The organism is Pedobacter sp. BS3 (assembly GCF_008274585.1).
Taxonomy (GTDB): domain Bacteria; phylum Bacteroidota; class Bacteroidia; order Sphingobacteriales; family Sphingobacteriaceae; genus Hufsiella_A.
In genome coordinates, this window is sequence record NZ_VTRT01000001.1 from 777,599 (window position 1) to 793,164 (window position 15,566).

Here is a 15,566-nt window from a genome sequence, read left to right on the forward strand (position 1 = left end):
GTTAAACGTGAAGGACTCATACGCCATTGGCATTGATGTAGGCGGAACAGCCATTAAATATGGGCTGGCCGATAAAAAAGGTACGATGGTTTATTCGTCGCTTTTACCGCTGGGGAAAATTACATCAGAAAAAGAAGTTATTGCACTCATCATCAGCGCTGCACAGGAGTGCATCCAAAAGGTGGGACATAAATCAGGCATTAAAGGTATTGGAATCGGTTTTCCGGGCATAGTAGAAAACGGTGTTGTAATTGGCGGGGCCGATAACCTGCCGGGATTCACAAACATTGCCCTCAGCCAAATGATACAGCAAACTACCGGATTGAATACTCTGATAGACAATGATGCCAACATGATGGCCTGGGGCGAAGTAATGTATGGCGCTGCCCAAAATTGTACCGATGTGGTGTTTCTAACCGTTGGTACCGGTATTGGCGGTAGCCTGGTAATTAATGGTAGTCTGTATGGCGGCTACAAAAACCGCGGAACGGAGCTTGGGCACATCATTATTGAGCATGATGGCTTGCCTTGTTCATGCGGCGGACGGGGATGCCTGGAAGCGTATGCTTCGGTTAACGCATTGATCACAGATTATGCAGAACGCATTGCGGCCGAAGTTAATGCCATAAACGGTAAACTTATTACAGAACGCTACCTGGCCGGCGATGTAACTGCAACAGCGGCCATGAACCGGCATTTTGATTATATGGCCAGCGGAGTAGCCAGCCTGGTTAACATATTTAGTCCGCAGAAAGTGGTTGTTGGCGGCGGAATAACAGAAGCCGGAAATTTTTATATCGAAGAGATCGGCAAACGTGTGCTTCAAAAAGCTATGAAAGATGCTGTGGCCAATACGCAGCTGGTGGCTGCTACTTTGGGAAACAAGGCTGGCATACTTGGCTGTACGGGTAATGTGTTTTCAAGGCATTTAAGTGGCCTCACAGCATATATTTATTGACAATAAAACATTCATTTCTTTTTGACTTTTCATTATGCAACGTAATAATTTCCTGGTAGGTATCATTCTGGTTATCTGGTTTGTTATATCTTTTGTTACCAATATCCTGGGACCTTTAATGCCTATTATTATACAAACCTATCATTTAAGCTTAACATTGGCTGCTTTTCTTCCCTTCTCTTTTTTCCTGGCCTACGGTATTATGTCTATACCGGCAGGAGTAATGATTGAGCGTATTGGTGAGAAAAAATCCATGCTTATTGCCTTTACCTTAAACCTTGCCGGAGCTTTTGCTTTTGCGTTGTATCCGCAGTATGGTATTGCCTTAGCATCTTTATTCATTATTGGTATTGGCATGGCCATGTTGCAGGTAATTATTAACCCGCTGATGCGTACGGCTGGCGGAGAAGAAAATTTTGCTTTTTTCTCCGTATTGGGTCAGCTGGTATTTGGTTTAGCCTCATTTGTAAGCCCGTTTATATTTTCATACCTGATGCGTGAGATACCGGGAAACAGCTCCGGCAATCCCTTTATCTCCCTGCTGCATGATGTGGTGCAGCATAACCTGTACTGGACAGCGCTTTACTGGCTGTTCACTGTAATTTTTATCCTCATGCTGGTTGTGCTTTCGCTGATTAAAATGCCCGTTGTAAAACTGAACGAAGATGAGAAAACCGGAAGTCTGCAAAATTACCTGCAATTGATTAAGAATAAAGATGTTATTTTGTTCTTTTTTGGGATTGTTGCATACGTGGGAACCGAGCAGGCTGCGGCAAACTGGATGTCAGAATTTTTAAGAACGTATCATCACTTTGACCCCAATAAAGAAGGCGCTGCCGCGGTAGCCTGGTTTTGGGGCTTAATGTCGCTGGGGTGCCTGCTGGGACTTGGCTTGCTGAAGCTATGGGATTCAAAGCTCATATTAAAAGTAGCATCGGTAATTACCATGCTGGTGGTTACCTGTGCTTTGTTTGGTAACGCAGCGTGGTCTCTTTATGCTTTCCCGGCCATCGGGTTCTTTATCTCGGTGATGTTTTCTATTGTGTTTTCACTGGCGCTCAATTCGGTCTCCATGCATCACGGTTCTTTTTCCGGGATACTGTGCTCCGGTATTTTCGGAGGAGCCTTAATCCCCTTAATTGTTGGCGCTTTAGGCGATCTGATCGGGTTGCGGTATGCCTTGTTAGTTTTATACGTTACACTGGGCTACATTTTATTTATTGCGTATTATGCCCGGCCGTTAATTAATAATAAAACCCTACGTATTAAAGAATTGCTGGGATTGTAATTTTTTCCTGCGATAAAATCGTACCTCTGCTCAAATGGTGGGTTATTAAAATAGCTTTCGCCACAGCGTTAAAAAAGGCTATAGAGATGGAAATTGGATTGTAGTTTATGGCTGAGCCTTAAATTCTATCTCTACTTCCACCGTTTGTGCTTTCCCGTTCGAAGCCGCTTCCCAGGCGGGGCCTTCTTTAATTAAGCGAAGCGCTTCATCATTTAATCCTGGTGTTAAGCCATCTGTAATTTTAAAATCGCTTAATATGCCGCCCGGATTTACTATAAATTGCACCACAACTTTACCTTCCTGGTCTGCCGGAATGATAAGCCATTTTACTTGTTCCTGTATATACTCATGATAATTTTTCCAACCCATTACCGGGTGAGGGGCTATGGCGTCTGTAACTGCAACTTCACTTAACGCAGCGGCCTTGCTTAATGCTTTGGCGTCTTTGGCAGCAAACATTACGTTTTTATCCGGTTGGTCGTCGCCGGCAATGGCCGGATTTTGTTTTGCTTGGGCGGCTAAGGTAATAGGTCTCGCTTTTGCGATGTGTTGCCTGGCTGGTATTTCTTTAGTTCCCGGCGATGGATATAAAAGCGGGGTATCCGTATTCGCTTTTACCGCAGCCTCTTGCTGCAAATCTTTAGGATTTGATAGCGTTACATCCACCTTTTTAGTTGTTGCTGCCATCTGGTTACGATTGCTTTCGCTCTTCAGCCAGAACAGCATACCGGCAACCAGGAACATTAAGCCGGCTGCGGCAGCTATGCTGATGCGTTGCCAGGTGAAACCTAAGATATTTTTACGCTCCTGCTGCAAGGCTATGCGTTCTTCCAACTGGCGTTGTAAAATGCTCAACTGACTGGCTGCGGGCATAGCATGTTTGTACCCTTCCATGGCATCGGCCAGAAAGGGGTCATTTAACGCCTGTTTTTCAAGCGTATGCTGTTGCTTTGCATCCAGCCGGCCTTCAAAATAAGCTTTTATGAGGCTATAGTCTATGTTATTCGTTTCCACCCTTTTTCTCCATACAGATTTTAAGATTCCGCTTGCCGTTTTGTATATAGCTCTTTACTTTATTCATATCGTACCCGGTTAAACCGGATATTTCCTGGTAGCATTTCTGCTCCAGGTAGAATAACCGGATACTTTTACGCTGCTCTTCGGGTAATGTTTCAAGGCAGTTTTCCATCATGGTAAGCTGCCGTTCCCGCATAGCACTTATATCAAGATGACTGTCATCCTGAAATTCCATAAATTCGTTATCAATAGATACATGCTCATGCCTGCCCGATGAGCGCAGTTGCATTAAACAGTAATTCCTGGCAAGGGTATACAACCAGCTTTTGAAGTTGATTACCTGGTGAACCCGGAGCTTTTTTACCAGCTCCTCAAAAATTTGCATTACGGCATCTTTGCTCAATTCTTCGTCTTTCAGGTATTTCAGGCAAAGACCATATACCAGCGGCATGTATAGCTGGTAAAGCTGGCCCAGCGTTTTCAGATTACCGCTTTTGCGATATTCTTCCAACAAGTGGTGCTCGTTGATGTGGTCAGAATGCTTATCCTTAATAAAGTTCAAAATTTGCCCCGTTGTATTTAAACGAACTTAAAATATATTCACAAACTTAAAGATAAAATGCAATTATCCGGTATTTGCTATGGCTCCTCAAGATAAAGGCAGGTGATTTTTTTCATCATTGTGATCCGCCTATTGGCATTGGCTACGGTAAATAAAATGCTGTTTCTGCACGATGCCGGTTTAATTAAAAATTACGGGTACAATGATCCGCTTAGGGAAAAATAATAGTAAGATATCACAGGTCTTTAAACCTGATCTCTTTCAGATTAAAAACCTTTATTCCGTTAACCGTTAATACGTGCAGCAATCCCGAAGCATCCACATCAATAATTCTTCCCTCGAAAGTTTCTCCCGCAGCTTCAAACAAATGCGCTTCATTAAACCGGTACAGCTTATCGCGATAAGCATCATCTATAGTTTGTAAGTTACCGGCCTTTAAAATCCCGTACCAGGTATCCATATTGCGGCAAAGTGCTGACAATAAAACAGGCAGCTCGTAATCGGCCTGCAAAAGCCTGCTGATAGATGTAACATTTTTAATATCATCCGGAAAATGCCGCTGGTTCACATTGATCCCGATACCAATAATGGCATATTTCCACGTATTACCCCGGATAATGTTCTCTATGAGCACGCCACCCATTTTATCATCAGCGGCAAATACATCATTAGGCCATTTTATTCTGGCTACCGGGCCAATTATTCGCTCTATGGTTTCGTTTATGGCAATACTGATTGCTTTATTCAGGTAAAACTGGTGTGCAATAGCCAGATCAGACGTATGCAGCAGCAAGCTGAATGTAAGATTTTTTCCCGGATCAGCCTGCCATTTGCTATTCATCTGCCCTCTGCCAGCGTATTGCTCTTCTGCCAATATTACAGTTCCATGAGGTAATGGCTCAAATTTTGACAAACTATTTTTTAAATAGTTATTTGTAGAATCTACCTTTGTAAGAACAATGATTTTTCTACCAACAATTAGTTCTGAAAAAGTGTTATTTTGCAACAGCTAAATGCTTGTAATGATTTAATTTCCAAAACTATAATTTTTTTAATGGTAAAAAACAATCTTCGCAATGAATCAACATACATATCTGAATTAATTATTCACGGTATACAGGAGAAAAAGGGGAATGAAATAGTTCGTTTAGACCTTAGAAACATTCATAGTTCGGTGGCCGACTACTTTGTGGTTTGCCATGCCGAATCGGGTACACAGGTAAGGGCAATTGCCGATAGTGTTGAAGAAGAAGTTTTTAAAGCACTTGGTTTAGAACCTTACAGAAAAGAAGGGCTGCAACATGCAGAGTGGATATTGCTTGACTATGTGGATGTTGTAGCGCACATATTTAAAACAGATAAGCGTCAGTATTACGGCATAGAAGAATTATGGGGGGATGCCGAAATGAAATATTATCAAAGCGCCTGACATGCGTAACCCGCTTATTTATGTTATAATTTTTTGATGTTGTTTAGAAAAGATGAAAGATAATCAGGATAGAAAACGAAGAACAGTGAAAAAGCTTCCCGGTAAAAAAGTAGTTCCAAAGCCGCCACGGTTTAACATCATGTGGCTGTATGCTATTATTATTGCCGGATTATTTGCTGTTCAGTATTTATTTAACACCACCAGCGCCAAGCTGATAAATTACCAGAAGTTTGAAAGCGAAATGCTTAAGCCGCGTGACGTTGAAAAGCTGGTAGCCTATCGCAATAACGACCTGGTGAATGTAGAAGTTTATATTAAAAAAGACCGGCTCGATCAGCCTAAATATAATGATGTTAGAGATAAAAGCAACTTTAACACTAACGGGCCGCAATATGTTTTTACCGACGGTTCGTTTGATGCATTGCAGTCCAAGCTGAAAGAGGCCGAAAAAGATCTGCCCATAGACCAACGCACACCGCTCAGCATTGAGTCCCGCGAAAGCTTTTTTGGAAACTGGTTCCTGCAATTCATCGTACCGGTATTGCTGCTGATAGGTTTCTGGATTTTCATTATGCGGCGTATGGGTGGTGGCGCAGGTGGTGCAGGCGGCGGCCAGATATTCAATATTGGCAAATCGCGGGCTACGCTGTTTGACAAAGAATCGCAGGTAAGCGTAACGTTTAACGATGTAGCCGGACTGGAGGAAGCCAAACAGGAAGTAATGGAAATTGTTGATTTCCTGCGTAATCCTAAAAAATATACCAACCTGGGCGGTAAAATACCAAAAGGCGCATTGCTGGTAGGTTCGCCGGGTACAGGTAAAACCCTGCTGGCCAAAGCCGTTGCCGGCGAGGCACAAGTTCCGTTCTTTTCCCTTTCGGGTTCTGACTTTGTGGAAATGTTTGTTGGCGTGGGAGCATCCCGCGTACGCGATTTGTTCAAGCAGGCAAAAGACAAGGCGCCTTGCATCATTTTTATTGATGAGATAGACGCCATAGGGCGTGCCCGCGGAAAAAACAACATTGTTGGCGGAAACGACGAACGCGAAAATACCCTGAACCAATTGCTGGTTGAAATGGATGGTTTCGGCACCGATTCAGGTATTATCATCCTGGCTGCAACCAACCGTCCCGATGTGCTGGATTCAGCGTTATTGCGTCCCGGACGTTTCGACAGGCAGATCTCTATCGATAAGCCGGATTTAAATGGCCGTGAGCAGATATTCAAAGTCCATCTTCAGCCTATCAAGCTGGCGAAAGATGTAGACGCTAAAAAATTATCGGCTCAAACTCCGGGCTTTGCCGGGGCAGAAATTGCCAACGTATGTAACGAAGCTGCCCTGATAGCCGCCCGTAAAGACAAACAGGAAGTTGATATGCAGGACTTCCAGGATGCTATTGACCGGGTAATTGGCGGATTGGAAAAGAAAAATAAGATCATATCACCCGAAGAGAAACGCATTGTAGCTTACCACGAAGCCGGTCACGCTATAGCCGGCTGGTTCCTGGAACATGCCGATCCATTGGTGAAAGTTTCCATCGTTCCGCGTGGTGTGGCCGCGTTAGGTTATGCGCAATACCTGCCCAAAGAGCAGTTTCTGTATACTACCGAGCAGCTCATGGATGAAATGTCGGTGTCTATGGGTGGACGTGTGGCCGAAGATATTGTATTCGGTAAAATTTCTACCGGCGCTTTAAGCGATCTGGAACGCATTACCAAAATGGCTTATGCCATGATAAAAATTTATGGTATGAACAACCTGGTAGGTAATGTTTCGTTTTACGACCCGCAAGGCGAATACCAGTTTAACAAACCTTACTCTGATACTACAGCCGAGCTGATAGATGCCGAAGTGCGCAAACTGGTAGATGAAGTTTATAAACGCACTAAAGATTTGTTAATCAGCAAGCGTGACGGACTGGAAAAACTTGCCGCAAAGCTGCTTGAAAAAGAAGTGCTTTTCCAAAGTGATCTGGAAGAGATCCTGGGAAAACGCCCGTTCGATCACCGTACTACGTACGATAAGTTTGTAAACGGGGAAGCCGCCTTAAATCCGGATGTAGATAATAACGCTATTCCAAATGAGGTCATTCATCCCGAGCCGGATGATAAATTCGAAGCAGAAAAGAAAGAAGCATAAATAAGCATTATTTCTCCGGATAACTGGGGCTGACCAAAAAGCTTTCGTCATCCCGATCCCTCCCGTACATACGGGATCGGGAGAGGGATCTCCGCCAAAAGTACTTAGGAAAGAGATTTCTCCTCCTAAGGTCGTCGAAATGACGCTGCTTTTTGACTTTTTGGTCAGCCCCTATGTCAAATATTCAGCTAACTATGGCCGATAATACTACTTCAAAAGAGAAGCTACTCAAAAAGATCCGTAAAGCATTGTTAGAGAAGCGGGATAATCCATATCCCAACCTCGAAGAATTGCCGCTTTACGCACCCGCTGATGAAGCGCTTGAAGTAATATTTGCCGAACAGCTAACCCAGGTAGCCGGTAAATTTGTTTTCTGCGAAGACGAGCTCCAGTTCATTGAAAGCCTGCTGATCCTAACCGACGAACGTAGCTGGCGCAAAATTTACTGCTGGGAAAAGCCTTTACAGGATATCCTTTCAACGTACGAATTTCCCTTTTACAGCACTGATACCGGTTTTTTACAGGCCGAAGTAGGTATTACCCTGTGTGAATCATTAATAGCACGCAATGGCAGTGTGCTGGTCTCTAACGGCTCTCAGGCTGGCAGACGGTTAAGCATTTATCCGCATTATCATATTGTGGTGGCTTACACATCACAACTGGTTCTCGACTTGAAGGATGCCTTTAAAAGGTTAAAAGAGAAATACCCGGAGCAGCTTCCTACCATGATATCAAATGTTACCGGCCCCAGCCGTACCGCCGATATTGAAAAAACATTAGTCCTCGGCGCCCACGGCCCTAAAGAGCTTATTGTTTTTCTGATTGATGATAAGGTTTAGTTGATTAGATATGTTAGTTGGTTAGTTGTTAGTGATTAGTTTGCCCTACGCCTTAAACCTTCCACCTTTTGCCTCTCTCTATGTCTTTGTCTTGTCTCTTGTTTCTATATTCTTATATTCTTGTTTAGCCTCACCCCCAACCCCTCTCCGAAGGAAAGGGGAGGCCGGCAGTGCTTCTATCTTGTTTCTTACTTCTATGCTCTTGTTTCTCACTATTGCTTCCGGACTTTTCTGACTTTCCCGGCTTCCGGACTATGAACTATGAACTATGAACCATGAACTATGAACCATGAACTATGAACCATGAACTATGAACCATGAACTATGAGCCATAAGCCATAAGCTACCCTATGCTTTAAACCCTCCGCCTTCAACCTAAAACGTAGCACGTAAAACTTATAATCTTCCGTCTTCCAGCCCTCTACCTTATACCTCGTTCATCAGTTCCTCAATCTCTTCCGCTTCAAGCGGTATATCAGCCATCAGGTCAATATTTCCGTCGGTAGTTAGTAGTATATCATTTTCTAACCGTATGCCTAAACCTTCTTCACGAATATAGATGCCAGGCTCACACGTCAGAATATTTCCGGCCTCAAAAGGTGTGTATCTTCCGGCAAAATCGTGAACATCAATACCCAGATGATGCGAAACGCCGTGCATAAAATATTTCTTATACAGCGGCACCTTCGGATTTTGCTTTGCCACATCATGCTTATCCAATAAGCCTAACCCGATCAGCTCAGATTCCATGATCCGCCCTACTTCATCCTGGTATTCGTTCCAGACGGCTCCGGGCTTAAGTAACTTTTTAGCTTCAATCATTACACGGTGTACAGCATTGTAAACATCTTTTTGCCGTTTTGTAAAACGACCGTTTACCGGGATAGAGCGACTAAGATCCGCATTATAATTAGCGTACTCTGCGGCAAAGTCAAATAGAATCACATCCCCGTCCTTACAAACCTGGTTATTATCTGTATAATGAAGTATAACAGCATTGTTACCTGAAGCGATAATCGGACTATACGCATGGCCTGTTGCCCCCTGCCGGATAAACTCATGAATGATTTCGGCCTCAATTTCATACTCTTTAACGCCAGGTTTTACAAACTTAAGCACACGGATAAAAGCATCGCGGGTAATGCTGCATGCTTTTCTGGTCAGTTCTACCTCGATAGTTGATTTTACAGCACGAAGCCCTCTTAATATAGGAGCCATGCGCTCATAATGATGCAGTGGAAACCGGTCTTTCATCTGCCGGATAAAGCGTAGATCCCGGTAGGGAACAGTTATCTCAGACCGGTCGTTCTCATTGGTATTCAGGTATATAGTGTCTGCATAGTGCGCTATACTTTGCAAAATATTATCAAAGTCTTCCAGCCAGTATATCGCCTGGATACCTGATGCCCGTTGAGCCTCTTCTTTGGTATATTTATGTCCTTCCCAAACAGCAATATGCTCATTGGTCTGTCTTAAAAACAGTACTTCTCTGTATAGTGGATTAGGACAATCCGGATATAAAAGTAAAATAGTTTGCTCCTGGTCAATTCCGCTTAAATAAAATAAATCGGCATTTTGCTTAAAATTAAAATTCTGGTCGCCGCTTCGCATATACTCATCGTTGGCATTTAATATGGCTATAGAATTGTTTTTCAGATGTTTAACAAAAGCCGCTCTGTTGCTTATAAACAAGGTATTATCGATATAAGGGTATTTCATTTTTAAAAAAATCCGGAGATATTAAAAACAATAAAATATAAAATTTGTTGCTGAAACTAAATTGGAACAATTATTGTATAATTTGGCAAAACCAAACTTATAATTATTTTTGCAGAAAATTACACAATTAAAAATTGTTTAACCTTTAACAAAAACAGAACATGAATTATTCTACGATTAAAAAAGTTGTTGCTTGTTCTATGATAGCAGCGCTTGGCGTTACTTCAGCGAGCGCACAGGACGGCACAACTTCTTCTTCTGCCAAGGTATTTGGCGGTAGAGCACAGTACAGAACTTGGTCATTAGGTGTTAACGCAGGTGTATTAATGCCTGTTGCAGTAACTGGTGGTTCAGATGATTTTGCCAACTGGGATGTGAAATTAGGCTATGGCTTAACCTTGCGTAAGCAGTTAGGCCACGCTTTCGGATTAGAATTAGCCGGTTTAAGAGGCGATCTTTCTGGTAGCAACAGCAGCGCTACTGATATTGCCGCAACTGACCGTCGTTCTTTTGAAACTGAATTAGGTTGGGCCGGAAGCTTATCGGGTGTGGTTAACGTAGCCACTGTAGACTTTTTACGTCGCGAAAACTCAGTTAACTTCATCGTAAAAGCAGGTTACGGCTTTGCAGGTTACGCTCCTAAAACCGTAAATGCCGCTAATGTAGCTTTAGACTGGAAAGGAAAAGCCGGAAGCAGTGGTGATAAAGATTATGTGATCGGCGCATTTATTCCTGTAGGTGTAGGTGTTAAATTCAAACTGTCTAACCGCGTTAACTTTGACTTAGGTTACAACATGTACTTTGTAGATGCTGATAACCTGGATGGTACTTATGCAAAAGGTACTTCTAAAGATAAGTTCTCTTATGGTTACGGCGGTCTTGAGTTCTCTTTGGGTAAATCATCTAAACCAAACTTAGACTGGGTTAACCCTGTAGCTATGATGTATGATGAGTTGAAAGACAATACACTGCGTCAGGAAGTAGAAGCTTTAAAAGGCCGTGTGTCAACTTTAGAAAATACTGTTAACCAATTAGCTGCTGATGCAGACGGTGATGGTGTTTCTGATAAATTTGACAAATGCCCTGGAACTCCTGCAGGTACTGTTGTTGATGGTTCTGGATGCCCTATCAAATTCCCTGAGCCTGCTGCTACAACTACCTCTTCTGGAAACTATTCAAACATCCAGTTCGAGTTCGATAGCTCTGTATTAAAAACTTCTTCTTACCCTACATTAGATCAAGTTTCTGCAGACTTAAGAGCAGACAACACTAAGACTATCACTTTATCAGGATATGCTTCTGCCGAAGGTACCGAAGCTTACAACCTGAAATTATCTAAAGATCGTGCTAACTCAGTAAAAACTTACCTGGTTAACTCTGGTGTAGATGCAAAACGCATCACTATTAAAGCTTTTGGTGAATCTAACCCAATTGCTGACAACAGCACTGAAGAAGGACGTATCTTAAACCGTCGTGTTGAATTCAAATAATAATGTATAAATAAGCATATTATTTAAAAAAAGCCCCCCGCCAGTTGGTGGGGGGCTTTTTATTTTTACATTTGTTTATATGTATTTTTTCAGAAAAAAAGATCCAAACCGGCCAACAAGCTTTAACCTGAAAGTAATGCATTTTATCAATGCCCTGGCCATATTGTTGTTTGTAGCCGGGCTGATATATAAACTAATAGATTGGTTCATTCTAAAGAAATAAGTGTGAAAAGAATTATTAAAACCACCAATGCTCCTGCACCGATAGGCCCGTATAACCAGGCGGTAAAGGCAGGTGATTTTTTATACGTGTCGGGGCAGATTGCTATTAATACCACATCAGGTGAATTAGTAACCGGCAACATTGAAGCAGAAACCGAGCAGGTAATGAAAAATATAGATGCCATTCTTCGTGAAGCAGGCTATAGCTTTTCTGATATCATAAAAACGACCATTTTTTTGAGTAACATGAATTTATTTGCACAGGTAAATGAAATTTATGGCTCTTATTTCACAGCTGATTTTCCGGCCAGGGAAACTGTAGCCGTAGCCGGATTACCTAAAAACGTAAATGTAGAAATCTCGGTAGTTGCCTACCGGCAGTAACATAAATCTATTTTCTGTTGCCTCATCATCTTTTAGATACGCCTATAGAATATTTAAAAGGAGTTGGCCCGCAAAGAGGAGAACTGCTTAAAAAGGAGTTGTCTATATTTACCTATAGCGATCTGCTCTATTATTATCCCTTCAGATATATAGACCGTACCCAGTTCTACAAGATCAGCAGTCTGAAACCAGAGCTTCCAATGGTACAGGTTTTAGGCCGTGTTGTATCAAAGGAAATTATTGGCGAAAAGCAAAAGAAGCGCCTGGTAGCTTTATTAAAAGATGATACCGGCTTGCTGGAGCTCGTATGGTTTCAGGGAATAAAATGGATAGATTCTTTGCTGCAACCCGGTTTGGTATTTATTGTTTTTGGTAAACCCAGCAGCTTTAATGGGAAGCTGAGCATGTCTCACCCCGAGCTGGAACTGTATGACCCGGAAAATAAAAAACCCGGTAATCTTGCCTTGCAGCCGGTTTACGGCTCAACAGAAAAACTGAAACAATATTCCTTAGATTCCAAAGGTATTCAGCGACTAACAGCTAACCTGTTACAGGTGGTGCTGAGCCATGTACCGGAAACACTTCCCGATTATATTTTACAACAGTATCGTTTAATTTCAAAACGCCTGGCGCTCCAGCATATTCACTTTCCGTCGGATGTTAACCTGATGCATGCGGCTCAGCAACGCATTAAATTCGAGGAACTGTTTTTTATCCAGCTTAAGCTATTACGCAACAAAACGGTATTGACCCGTAAGTATAAGGGATTGATTTTCGGGCAGGTTGGCGATAAATTTAATACGTTTTACAATGAGCGACTTCCTTTTGAGCTTACCGGTGCGCAAAAACGGGTAATAAAAGAGATCAGGCAGGATACACAGCGTGGCGTACAAATGAACAGGCTGCTACAGGGCGATGTAGGCAGCGGGAAAACAGCTGTTGCCTTAATGTGCATGCTGCTGGCCATAGATAACGGTTTTCAGGCGTGTATGATGGCACCCACCGAAATACTGGCCCAGCAACATTACCTGTCGCTGGAAAAACTATTGGGCGATAACCTGGCCACCATAGCGTTATTAACCGGTTCTACACCCAAAAAGCAACGCAAAATTATCCATGCTGAACTCGAAAACGGGAATATTAATATCCTTATCGGTACGCATGCCTTAATTGAAGATACTGTAAAGTTTAACAACCTGGGCCTGGTAGTAATTGATGAGCAGCATCGCTTCGGGGTGGAGCAGCGGGCTAAATTGTGGACTAAAAATCATGTTCCGCCGCATATCCTGGTAATGACGGCCACGCCTATCCCGCGTACACTGGCAATGACCTTGTACGGCGACCTGGATGTTTCTGTAATAGATGAGCTGCCTGTTGGCCGAAAGCCGATAAAAACCATTCATCTTTACGAGAGCCAGCGTTTACGGATGTTTGGCTTTATGCGGGAAGAGATCGCAAAAGGAAGACAGGTCTATATTGTATATCCCTTAATAAAAGAAAGCGAAAAGCTGGATCTGCTGCACCTTGAAGCCGGTATTGAAGCTATCTCGCAGGAGTTTCCGTTACCGCAATACCGGATCAGTATTGTGCACGGTAAGCTAAGCGCCAGCGATAAGGAAGCCGAGATGCAGCGTTTTGCCCGAGGTGAAACGCAGATCATGGTTGCCACAACGGTTATCGAGGTAGGCGTTAATGTGCCCAACGCCAGTGTAATGATCATAGAAAATGCCGAGCGGTTCGGTTTATCGCAATTGCACCAGCTAAGAGGACGGGTGGGTCGCGGGGCAGAGCAATCCTATTGCATACTCATGTCGGGAAGTAAGTTAAGCAAAGATGCCCGGATCAGGCTTGATACCATGGTACGCACCAATAACGGGTTTGAAATCTCGGAAATTGACATGCAGCTGCGGGGGCCGGGAGACATCGAAGGAACCCGGCAAAGCGGCGTATTGGATTTGAAACTGGCCGACCTGGTAACCGATCAGGCTATTCTGCAAACCGCCCGCGATTGTGTTATCCGTATTTTTGATGAAGATCCCGATCTTTCTTCAGAAAAAAACCGGCTGCTCTGGCAGTACTTTAACCAGCGGGAACACGGACTGGTATGGAATAAAATATCCTGATGTAATTTTTTCATTCCTGAGCTAATCGCAAAAATGAAACACCTATTTTTGCAAAAAAATTATTTTGGATACCATTAGTCGCCCCGACCCATATTCGGCCCTCAGGTTTCCCGAGTTCAGGGCATTTGTAGGTGCACGTTTCTTTCTCACTTTCGGCTACCAGATTCAGGCAGTAGTAATTGGCTGGTATATCTATCACTTAACCCGCGATCCCTTATCGTTAGGTATGATCGGTCTTGCCGAAGCCATTCCGGCTATAAGTATCGCCTTATACGGCGGTTATGTAGCCGATAAATCAGATAAAACCATCCTGTTGCGGTGGATACTCGCTGCCATGTTTACGTGCTCATTTGTGTTATTGCTGGTTACCCTGCCATCCATCAAAAACCAGGTTTACCACGGACATATTGTATGGATTATCTATAGTATGATTTTCTGCATCGGTATTGCCCGGGGATTTTTATCGCCAGCTATGTTTTCGTTAATGGCTCAGATCGTACCCCGCGATCATTATCCCAATTCATCTACCTGGAACAGCACCGGTTACCAGATAGCCGCTATTGCGGGGCCGGCTGTTGGTGGTTTATTGTACGGTTATACCGGTATAACCGTAACGTTCACCGTAGTGATGGCTTTCATCACCCTGTCGTTCATCTCGCTGCTGTTTATTAAAAGAAGACCGCCGCAATATATTCCTAAAGAAGATATTTTTGACAGCCTGAAAGCAGGGATACGTTTTGTATTCAATAGTCGCATGTTATTGGGCGCTTTGAGCCTCGACCTGTTTTCGGTGTTCTTTGGCGGGGCAGTGGCGCTTATCCCGGTTATAGCCAGCGAAGTTTTGCACGTGGGTGCACAACAGTTTGGAATTATGCGGGCTGCGCCGGCCGTTGGTGCTGTATTGACCATGTTGCTGATGGCCCGCTATTCGCCGATGAATAAACCCTGGCGTAACCTGCTCATTGCCGTTACCGGGTTCGGCCTGAGCATTATCAGCTATGGCCTATCCAGAAATTATTACCTGACGCTATTCTTCCTGTTTTTTGAAGGAGCTTTCGATAGCGTGAGCGTGATCATTCGCTCAACCATTGTACAGCTGTTAACTCCGGATGAGATGCGGGGCCGGGTATCGGCAGTAAATTCGATGTTCATCGGATCTTCAAACGAGATCGGGGCATTTGAATCCGGTTTAACCGCCCGGCTTATGGGGACGGTAACTGCTGTAATATTCGGAGGTTGTATGACCTTGAGTGTAGTGGGCGTTACCTATCTAAAAACCAAACGCCTGGTTCCCTTGGGCCTAAACGATATACATCCTCCCGGGAAAGAATAATGCTGTTTCCGTTTTGTAATAATTAACGGATATAGTAATTGCAATGCCATAAATTGAACCGG

At 43.4% G+C, this 15,566-nt stretch carries 15 protein-coding genes; 11 read left to right on the forward strand and 4 right to left on the reverse strand.

The annotated features are described in order from the left end of the window. Nucleotides 1-7 precede the first annotated feature (7 nt). Nucleotides 8-958 (forward strand): ROK family protein, encoded by a 951-nt coding sequence (locus FW774_RS03365; RefSeq protein WP_149346722.1) that lies wholly within the window; start codon nucleotides 8-10, stop codon nucleotides 956-958. A 34-nt stretch (nucleotides 959-992) separates the two neighbouring features. After that, the gene (locus FW774_RS03370) at nucleotides 993-2,246 is read left to right on the forward strand and encodes an MFS transporter (protein WP_149346723.1); all 1,254 of its coding nucleotides are present in this window, start codon (nucleotides 993-995) and stop codon (nucleotides 2,244-2,246) included. Nucleotides 2,247-2,351: 105 nt separating this feature from the next. On the opposite strand, the gene FW774_RS03375 is transcribed toward FW774_RS03370, so the two are convergent. Both FW774_RS03375 and FW774_RS03380 read right to left on the reverse strand, forming a co-directional pair. Beyond that, nucleotides 2,352-3,260 (reverse strand): energy transducer TonB, encoded by a 909-nt coding sequence (locus FW774_RS03375; RefSeq protein WP_149346724.1) that lies wholly within the window; start codon nucleotides 3,258-3,260, stop codon nucleotides 2,352-2,354. Next, nucleotides 3,247-3,825 (reverse strand): RNA polymerase sigma factor, encoded by a 579-nt coding sequence (locus tag FW774_RS03380; RefSeq protein WP_242457696.1) that lies wholly within the window; start codon nucleotides 3,823-3,825, stop codon nucleotides 3,247-3,249. The genes FW774_RS03375 and FW774_RS03380 overlap by 14 nt, the downstream gene beginning before the upstream one ends. A gap of 102 nt (nucleotides 3,826-3,927) precedes the next feature. Between FW774_RS03380 and FW774_RS20705 the strand changes: the two genes are divergently transcribed. After that, nucleotides 3,928-4,050 (forward strand): hypothetical protein, encoded by a 123-nt coding sequence (locus tag FW774_RS20705; protein ID WP_262714427.1) that lies wholly within the window; start codon nucleotides 3,928-3,930, stop codon nucleotides 4,048-4,050. 10 nt (nucleotides 4,051-4,060) lie between these two features. Here the strand turns inward: FW774_RS20705 and FW774_RS03385 are convergent, their stop codons facing one another. Next, complete coding sequence (locus tag FW774_RS03385) at nucleotides 4,061-4,831, reverse strand: biotin--[acetyl-CoA-carboxylase] ligase (RefSeq protein WP_262714428.1); 771 nt, start codon at nucleotides 4,829-4,831, stop codon at nucleotides 4,061-4,063. Between the two features lie 48 nt (nucleotides 4,832-4,879). Between FW774_RS03385 and rsfS the strand changes: the two genes are divergently transcribed. The 3 genes from rsfS to FW774_RS03400 all read left to right on the forward strand — a co-directional run bounded on the left by rsfS (nucleotide 4,880) and on the right by FW774_RS03400 (nucleotide 8,233). After that, entirely contained in the window at nucleotides 4,880-5,254 is a 375-nt protein-coding gene (gene rsfS, locus FW774_RS03390) for a ribosome silencing factor (RefSeq protein ID WP_149346726.1), read from the forward strand. Between the two features lie 52 nt (nucleotides 5,255-5,306). After that, complete coding sequence (ftsH, locus tag FW774_RS03395; protein WP_149346727.1) at nucleotides 5,307-7,394, forward strand: ATP-dependent zinc metalloprotease FtsH; 2,088 nt, start codon at nucleotides 5,307-5,309, stop codon at nucleotides 7,392-7,394. 194 nt (nucleotides 7,395-7,588) lie between these two features. Continuing rightward, a complete protein-coding gene (locus tag FW774_RS03400) occupies nucleotides 7,589-8,233 on the forward strand; it encodes a lactate utilization protein C (protein WP_149347149.1) in 645 nt (214 codons plus the stop codon). Nucleotides 8,234-8,659: 426 nt separating this feature from the next. Here FW774_RS03400 and FW774_RS03405 read toward each other — a convergent pair whose 3' ends face one another. Beyond that, nucleotides 8,660-9,952 (reverse strand): aminopeptidase P family protein, encoded by a 1,293-nt coding sequence (locus FW774_RS03405; protein ID WP_149346728.1) that lies wholly within the window; start codon nucleotides 9,950-9,952, stop codon nucleotides 8,660-8,662. 161 nt (nucleotides 9,953-10,113) lie between these two features. Here FW774_RS03405 and FW774_RS03410 point away from each other — a divergent pair, with 161 nt between their 5' ends. The 5 genes from FW774_RS03410 to FW774_RS03425 all read left to right on the forward strand — a co-directional run bounded on the left by FW774_RS03410 (nucleotide 10,114) and on the right by FW774_RS03425 (nucleotide 15,504). Then, entirely contained in the window at nucleotides 10,114-11,442 is a 1,329-nt protein-coding gene (locus tag FW774_RS03410) for an OmpA family protein (RefSeq protein WP_149346729.1), read from the forward strand. 61 nt (nucleotides 11,443-11,503) lie between these two features. Next, the gene (locus tag FW774_RS20340) at nucleotides 11,504-11,665 is read left to right on the forward strand and encodes a DUF6728 family protein (protein ID WP_317132755.1); all 162 of its coding nucleotides are present in this window, start codon (nucleotides 11,504-11,506) and stop codon (nucleotides 11,663-11,665) included. Between the two features lie 2 nt (nucleotides 11,666-11,667). Next, on the forward strand, nucleotides 11,668-12,048 hold the full coding sequence (locus FW774_RS03415) for a RidA family protein (protein ID WP_149346730.1): 381 nt from the start codon (nucleotides 11,668-11,670) through the stop codon (nucleotides 12,046-12,048). Nucleotides 12,049-12,065: 17 nt separating this feature from the next. Then, complete coding sequence (recG, locus tag FW774_RS03420; protein WP_149346731.1) at nucleotides 12,066-14,171, forward strand: ATP-dependent DNA helicase RecG; 2,106 nt, start codon at nucleotides 12,066-12,068, stop codon at nucleotides 14,169-14,171. Between the two features lie 64 nt (nucleotides 14,172-14,235). Beyond that, on the forward strand, nucleotides 14,236-15,504 hold the full coding sequence (locus FW774_RS03425; protein ID WP_242457698.1) for an MFS transporter: 1,269 nt from the start codon (nucleotides 14,236-14,238) through the stop codon (nucleotides 15,502-15,504). The last annotated feature ends 62 nt before the right edge of the window (nucleotides 15,505-15,566 follow it).